The organism is Myxococcus sp. AM010 (assembly GCF_013372585.1).
GTDB lineage: Bacteria > Myxococcota > Myxococcia > Myxococcales > Myxococcaceae > Myxococcus > Myxococcus vastator.
On the sequence record NZ_JABXEO010000060.1, the window covers coordinates 48,489 to 55,131 of the forward strand.

6 protein-coding genes are annotated in these 6,643 nt (G+C 71.3%); all 6 read right to left on the reverse strand.

Annotated elements, in window-relative coordinates; genetic code table 11:
• Positions 1–18: 18 nt before the first annotated feature.
• On the reverse strand, positions 19–906 hold the full coding sequence (locus tag HV826_RS24830; RefSeq protein ID WP_176410570.1) for an RNA polymerase factor sigma-32: 888 nt from the start codon (positions 904–906) through the stop codon (positions 19–21).
• A gap of 432 nt (positions 907–1,338) precedes the next feature.
• Positions 1,339–3,393, reverse strand: a complete 2,055-nt coding sequence (locus HV826_RS24835) for a DUF3488 and transglutaminase-like domain-containing protein (RefSeq protein ID WP_176419461.1) — start codon at positions 3,391–3,393, stop codon at positions 1,339–1,341.
• A complete protein-coding gene (locus HV826_RS24840) occupies positions 3,390–4,358 on the reverse strand; it encodes a DUF58 domain-containing protein (protein ID WP_176419462.1) in 969 nt (322 codons plus the stop codon). Before HV826_RS24840 ends, HV826_RS24835 begins: the two co-directional genes overlap by 4 nt.
• On the reverse strand, positions 4,355–5,335 hold the full coding sequence (locus tag HV826_RS24845; protein WP_176419463.1) for a MoxR family ATPase: 981 nt from the start codon (positions 5,333–5,335) through the stop codon (positions 4,355–4,357). The genes HV826_RS24840 and HV826_RS24845 overlap by 4 nt, the downstream gene beginning before the upstream one ends.
• A gap of 91 nt (positions 5,336–5,426) precedes the next feature.
• Positions 5,427–5,750 (reverse strand): STAS domain-containing protein, encoded by a 324-nt coding sequence (locus HV826_RS24850; RefSeq protein WP_176419464.1) that lies wholly within the window; start codon positions 5,748–5,750, stop codon positions 5,427–5,429.
• Positions 5,751–5,935: 185 nt separating this feature from the next.
• The coding region (locus HV826_RS24855) for a lytic transglycosylase domain-containing protein (protein ID WP_176419465.1) at positions 5,936–6,643 on the reverse strand (708 nt) is incomplete at its 5' end.

The window sequence follows — 6,643 nt, forward strand, 5'->3', positions numbered from 1 at the left end:
GGCCGCGTCAACCCCGGCTCACTGCTGGACGGCGACGGCCTCCGGGTCCACCTCGGCCATGAGCGCGGCCAGCTCCGACTTGAGCTTGTCCTTGGCGCGAATCTCCAGCTGGCGGGCGCGCTCGCGCGAGAAGCCGAAGTGCTCACCCAGCTCCTTGAGCGTCATGGGGCGCTCGTTCATGACGCGCTGCTCGATGATGAAGCGCTCGCGCGGGTCCAGGCGCATCAGCGCGGTGCGGACGCGGGCGTTGATGAGGCCCGCCTCCTCCTTGTCCGCGAACTCGTCATCCTGCGGGGCCGCGGCGCTCACCACGAAGTCCACGTGGCTGTTGCCGCCGTCCTCGCCCATGGGCGCGTCCAGCGACAAGTCCCGGCCACCCATGCGCTGCTCCATCTCCCGCACCTCGCCCGGCTTCACGTGAAGCCGGCGGGCGATGTCATCCACGTTCACCGCCGCGTCGCCGCTGCCGAACTTCTCCAGCTCGCGGCGCGTGCGGGCCAGACTGAAGAACAGCTTCCGCTGCGCCTGGGTGGTCCCCAGCTTCACGAGCGACCAGCTCTTGAGGATGTAGTTCTGGATGTACGCGCGAATCCACCACACCGCATAGGAGATGAGGCGGATGCCCTTGTCCGGATCGAACTTCTGCACGGCCTTCATCAGGCCGATGTTCCCCTCCTGGATGAGGTCGGACATCTTGATGCCGTAGGAGCGGTACTCGTAGGCGACCTTCACCACGAAGCGCAGGTTGGCGGTCACCATCCGGTGCCCGGCCGCCAGGTCGCCCTTGAGGAAGCGGCGCGCGAGCTCCTGCTCCTCCTCCACCTTGAGGAGGGAGTAGTGGTTGATCTCCGAGAGGTACATCGCCAGGGAGCCGGAGTTGGACGACTGCTCGGTGGATGCCTGCATGAAATATTTCTCCGACGGTGGGCCTCGCGGGGAGGCCAAAGATGGATGGATTTCGTCTGACGACGTGACAACGGGAGCTTGAGCAACGGAAATGCCAACCTGCCCCAAAGGGTCATCCCCAATGTCTGCGAGGGGTTGGCGCGCTCCAGCGGCGTCTGCGAAGCCGCAATCCTGTAACCGTTACGTTGCACCGGCATGAATCGCCGGATGCGCTAGCTGTAGGAGATTCAGAACTGTTCGCATTCGGGCCTCCGGGGGCTGCGCAGGGCCGTGCTCCCAGTGGGGGCGCGGCCGTTGGAGCGATGCCCGTCCCACGACGTGGCCGCCCCGCCGGAAAAGGCGTAACGACGCCTCACGCCGCTGACACGCCCAGGCCGCCGGCACGCGAGGTGGGCGGCCGGCCAGACAGGCGCGGGGACTGAAGCCAGGGTGTCAGGAAGCGCGCGCTTGGGGCGGGCGGGTGCCTTCGCTGGCGACGCGCTGGGGCTGCGTGAGAACAGCCCGCCTCAGGTCCGCCAGCAGCCGCGTGGCCTCTCCCTGCAGGAGCGGGCGGCCGCCGAAGCGGGCTTCCAGGTAGCGCCGGGTGACGGGCGCCAGGGCGGGGGCCAGCGGATGCCGCTCCCGGGCAAGCCGCGCGTCCAGCGCTTCCAGTGTCTCCCCGTCGACCCGTGTGATGCGCGCGGAGGTGAGCTGCGCCTCCACCGCGTCCGCGAAGCGCGTGGCCTCCAGCGGTCGCTCACGCGACAGGAACCGGGTCAGCAACCGCCAGGCGGTATAGGCCGCGGCGGCGGCGAGCAGCGCTACACCGAAGGCCCGGGGAGGCGGCGCACGGCCAGGCGGCTCGTCCTTCTTCGGCACCTCGTGTGAGCGACTGAGCGAGCGGAGGACCGTCAGCTGATCTCGGAAGTTGTAGTCCAGGACGACGTCGCGCCACTGCGACTCCACGACCTCGTAGAAGTTGATGAGCTGCTCCAGCAGGCGCGGAGACTGGCTCGCGCGGTGGGCCGGCGGTGTCGCGTCCACGGTGATGAAGCCGCGTCCCGGCACCAGCACGTGCGTCCAGGCATGCGCGTCACCCGCGCGGACCACGTAGCCGCCCGTCACGCGCTCGCCGCCGAAGAAGCCGGTGGCCAGCCGCGCCCGCATGCCCTGGGTGCGCAGCATCAACGTGAGCGCGGTGGCGAAGTGCTCGCAGTGTCCCTGCTTGCGCTGGAAGAGGAAGTCGGCGACCGGGTCTGGCACGTCGCCGCTCAGCTCCAGCGTGTAGCTGTATTCGCGTTGCAGCCACGCGGACAGCTTCCGCGCGGCGGCCAGCGGGTCGCGCTCGCCGTTCAGCACCCGCGCGGCCGTCTGGGCGACGCGGACGTCCAGCCCCTCCGGCAGCGCCAGCAAAGCGTCCTGCTCCTCCGGGGGCAGGTCCTGGAGGTCGTCACCGCTGGCGCCGGGCGGGAGGCTGTAGGCCTCATAGGAATACGAGATGCCGGAGTCGCGGAAGCGCACCTCGCCGCCGCCCAGTTCGTGGATTTGGGTGCGCCGGGAGCCCTGCCGCGTGTTCGCCACGGCGTTGCCCAGCCGCGAGGGTGTCTCCATCGCCACCAGCGTGCGCGCGCCGTACGCGGGCATCAGCTCCACGCGCTGGTGGACCAGGTTCTCCCGTCCCGGCCGCAGCGTCGTCATGAACCCGGCGCCGTCGCTGGTGGTGCGCGCGCTGGACCACTCCTGGCCGTCGAAGACGTCATAGGTGCGGCCCACCCAGTACGCGTCGAGCGCGTCCTTCTCCGGGTCCGGGGACAGGGTGGCGCGCAGCACGATGCGCGGGTTGCCCTTGATGGTGCCCGCGCCGCCCAGTCGCACGGTGTTGGAGAAGCCCGCGGTGGCCACGCCCAGGCCAGGCGAGGCGCTGGGGCCAATCATGTTCCAGTTGAGGCGGGGGAAGAGGATGAAGAAGGCCACCGCGCCCACCACGGCGAAGCCCACGCCCGTGGCCAGCGGGCCCATCACCGCGCGCACCGGGACCGGCTCGCCTTCGGGGACGGCGGACTCCACCACGCCCAGCGCCAGGGCGATGCTGGCCAGCACGCCGAAGCCAATCAGGAAGAGGCCGTAGACGAGCTCACCGGAGAGGGCCGCGCCGCCCGCCACCATCAACAGGCCGGACAGGTGGACCTGGCCGTCGGTGGTCGCGTCCGGCGTGGACAGCAGGCGCTGCGCGGAGATGAGGCCCGCGAAGGCACAGGCCGCCACCACCAGGTTGAGCGAGCCCGCGAGCACGTTCGTGCCCAGCGTCAGCGCCACGGCCAGCAGCAGCAGCGCCGTGAGCTTCACCCGGTTGGAGAAGGGGCGCCGCCCCGCCAGCGCGACCACCAGGGCCACGCCGTAGAGGACCAACGACCAGATGGGGAGCTGGCCGGACACCGCCATGGACGCGAAGGCGAACCCGGAGCCCAGGTCCCGCAGCACCAGCCTCAGCCGCGTGCCCTTCCTCATGCCGCCTCCTCGTCACCGCGAGGGCGCTCGTGCCCCAGCCACGCCAGCACCCGCAGCAGGCGCCGCTCCTGGGCCATACCCGCGGCGGGGCGGAGGCGCTCCTCTGGCGTGTCCAGGCCCACCTCGTGTCCTTCCTCGATGAGCCGGCTGGCCAGGGCGGCCACTTCCTCGCAGCGGCGCTCGAGCGCCTCCGCGTCGAGCCCGTCCGCCACCGTCAGCATGAAGGTGCGCCGCTCCTCGCGCTCGCGCTCCACCCGCAGCAGCTTCCCGGCGGAGGCGCTCTTCATCCAGTGGATGCGCCGGGCGTCCTCACCCGGCGCCAGCTCCCGCAGACCGCTCAAGTCTCCGTTGCCGTCATTGCGGCGGGGATTGCCCGCGTCGCCCACGGGGCCTTGCTCCGGCGCGCCCGGGTCCTGGCAGGCGTAGGTCCGCCGCGGGTAGACGAGCAGCGTGCTCTCCAGCGGAAACGTGCGCGTCTTGGCGAACAGCCCCAGCGGCCAGGTGGTGGTGACGCGCACGCCCGTGAGCAGCACGGGCCCGCGCTGGGGCGCGGTGAGGTCCGCTCGCACGACGTGGTCCACCCCCGCGGGCAGGTAGCCCACGCCGCCCACGCCGGTGAGCGGCGAGTCCGCCTCCGACAGCGTGAGCGCGAAGGCGTGGCCCTGGCCGCGGGAGACGGCCCACCGGAAGGCGAAGGGCTCCTGGGCGAAGGCCGCGTCCGCGCCCACGCGGCGCACCGACAGGTAGCGCAGGCACCGCTCGGACAGGACGCCCGACACCACCACCATGCTCAGCAGCAGGCCCAGCAGCAGGTAGAGGAGGTTGTTGCCGGTGTTGAGGGCGCCCAGGCCCACGCCGAACGTCACGACCAGATAGGTGCGTCCGATGCGCGTCACCTTCAGGGTGCGCGGCGGGCGGAGCCGCGAGCGGACCCGGGCCCACCATGACGGCAGCCGGGGCTTCACCGGGGCGCCGGGACCTTTCGGGCGATCTCCTCCAGCAGGTGCGCCGCCTCGTCGCGCGCGGCCACGCCCTGCACGGCGCTGCGCAGCAGGATTCGGTGGGCCCAGCAGGGCACCAGCGCCGCGCGGACGTCTCCGGGCGTGGCGAAGTCCCGGGCCTCCCACAGCGCGTTGGCCCGCGCGGCCGCGCCCAGCGCGAGCACCGCGCGGGTGGAGGCGCCTCGCTCCAGGTCCCCATGTGAGCGCGTGGCAGTGGCCAGCCGCACCACGTAGTCCGCCACCGAAGCGTCCAGCCGGAGCGCCGCCGCGAACGCGCGCAGCGACGCCAGCTCCTCGGGACCGGAGACGCTCTCCACCGCGTCCAGGGGCGGCGCGCCGTCGCGGGTGACGAGCAGCCCGGCCTCCACCTCCGGCGTCGGGTGGCCCAGGGACATGCGCACCATGAAGCGGTCCAGCTGCGAGTCCGGCAGCGGGTAGGTGCCGGAGAAGTCCACCGGGTTCTGCGTGGCCACCACCGTGAAGGGCGCGGGCAGCACGTGCGTGGCGCCGTCCAGGGAGACCTGCCCCTGCGCCATGGCCTCCAGCAGCGCGGACTGGGTGCGCGGCGGGGCGCGGTTCAGCTCATCCGCCAGCACGAGCTGCCGGAAGAGGGGACCGGGGCGGAACTGGAAGGTGGCCGTCTGCGCGTGGAAGACCTGGGCGCCCAGCACGTCGGCGGGCATCAGGTCCGCGGTGAACTGGACGCGGGCGAAGCTCAGGCCACAGGCCTTGGCCAGGGCCTCGGCGAGCGTCGTCTTGCCCACACCCGGGACGTCCTCCAGCAGCACATGGCCGCCGGCGACCAGGGACGTCACCACGAGCTGGAGCTGGGCGGACTTTCCCTGAACCGCGCGGCCCAGCTGGGTGGCGATGCGTTCCATCGCCGAGCGCGCGTTTGCGGGGGAAGGCACCGGGGAGAGGGCGCGGGCGGGCTGGTTCATCTGCCGCCACTGTAGCCGACTCCCTCGATTGCCAACACGCCTCGCGTCCGGGCTTGCACCGCGGACGCTCCCTCCCGAGGCGGCGAAGCGCCTACGACAGGAGGAGGTCCTCGGGCGTGTAGTAGGCGGGGCGCGGCGACGTCCCTGTGCCCACACCGAAGTATCGGAACATCCGCTCGTGGTGGGTGGCCAGGCCACGCAGCTGGACAGGGCGCTCCACCAGGCCCTGCGTCAGGACACCCACGGCGCTGTCCTTGAACTCCCGCAGGTGGGCGAAGTCCAGGACGACCTCACACCCGCTCAGGGCGCTCAGGGATGTCTGGACTTCTTCCGCCGTCTTGCCGTCCAGCGTGCCTTCCAGTCGCAGCGTCACGAAACCTGCGGACTCTTCACGGTGGATCTGTAGCGCCGCCATTGCTGTGCTCTCCAAGTTGGCGCGGAGCCCTGGCTGGAGCGTCTTCGCTCCAGTCCTTCCACGGAGGACCCGTGGGGTGCTCCCGCCCGGCGCACAGTGCACAGGGTCCGCGGGTTTGGTTACCCCCCACCCCGCAACTTTCTCGCGACTGTCGTGCACCCGTCGCATGGCGTGTCGCTCAGCGCTCAGCTCTTCTGCCCGTGCGCCTTCTGGGCCTCTCGCAGTGTGAGCTGCTTCGTCTGCTCGGCCTTCAGCTTGCGGAATTCCTTCACGACCTTGGCGGGGTACCCGGCCATGAACTTCGTGCGCGCCTCCTTCTTGGCCAGGATGCGGCGGGCCAGCCCGGGGCCGGCGTTGTAGGCGACCAGGGCCTTCTCCACGGTGCCGAAGCGCTGGATGAGGTCCGCCAGGTACGCGGTCCCCAGCTCCACGTTGGTCTCCGAGTCGAAGAGGTTGCTGGTGCGGCCCAGCCGCAGGCCGGCCTTGTCCGCCAGCCAGGTGCCGGTGGCCGGCATCACCTGCATCAGGCCCATGGCCCCCACGTGGGACACCGCGTAGTTGTTGAAGGAGCTCTCGCAGCGGATTACCGCCACCACCAGGAGCGGGTCGATGTTGTTGCGAGCCGCCTCACGGACGATGGCCACCGCCAGCCGGCGCTGCTGCCGGGCGGGGAGGCCAGAGGCCTTCACCATCTCCGTGATTCCCAGGGCCTCGGCCTCGGCGTAGAGGGCCTCATCCTCGTAGAGGTGCAGCCTGGCCAGGGTCGCCTTCAGCTCGGCGTCGCGCTCGGCCAGCCTCGCGCGCAGCTCCGTCACCTCCGGCCCCTCGCCCTGGGCGCCTTCCGGCACCTGCACCGGAAACGCGACCGCCCCCGTCCCCACCAACCACGCCGC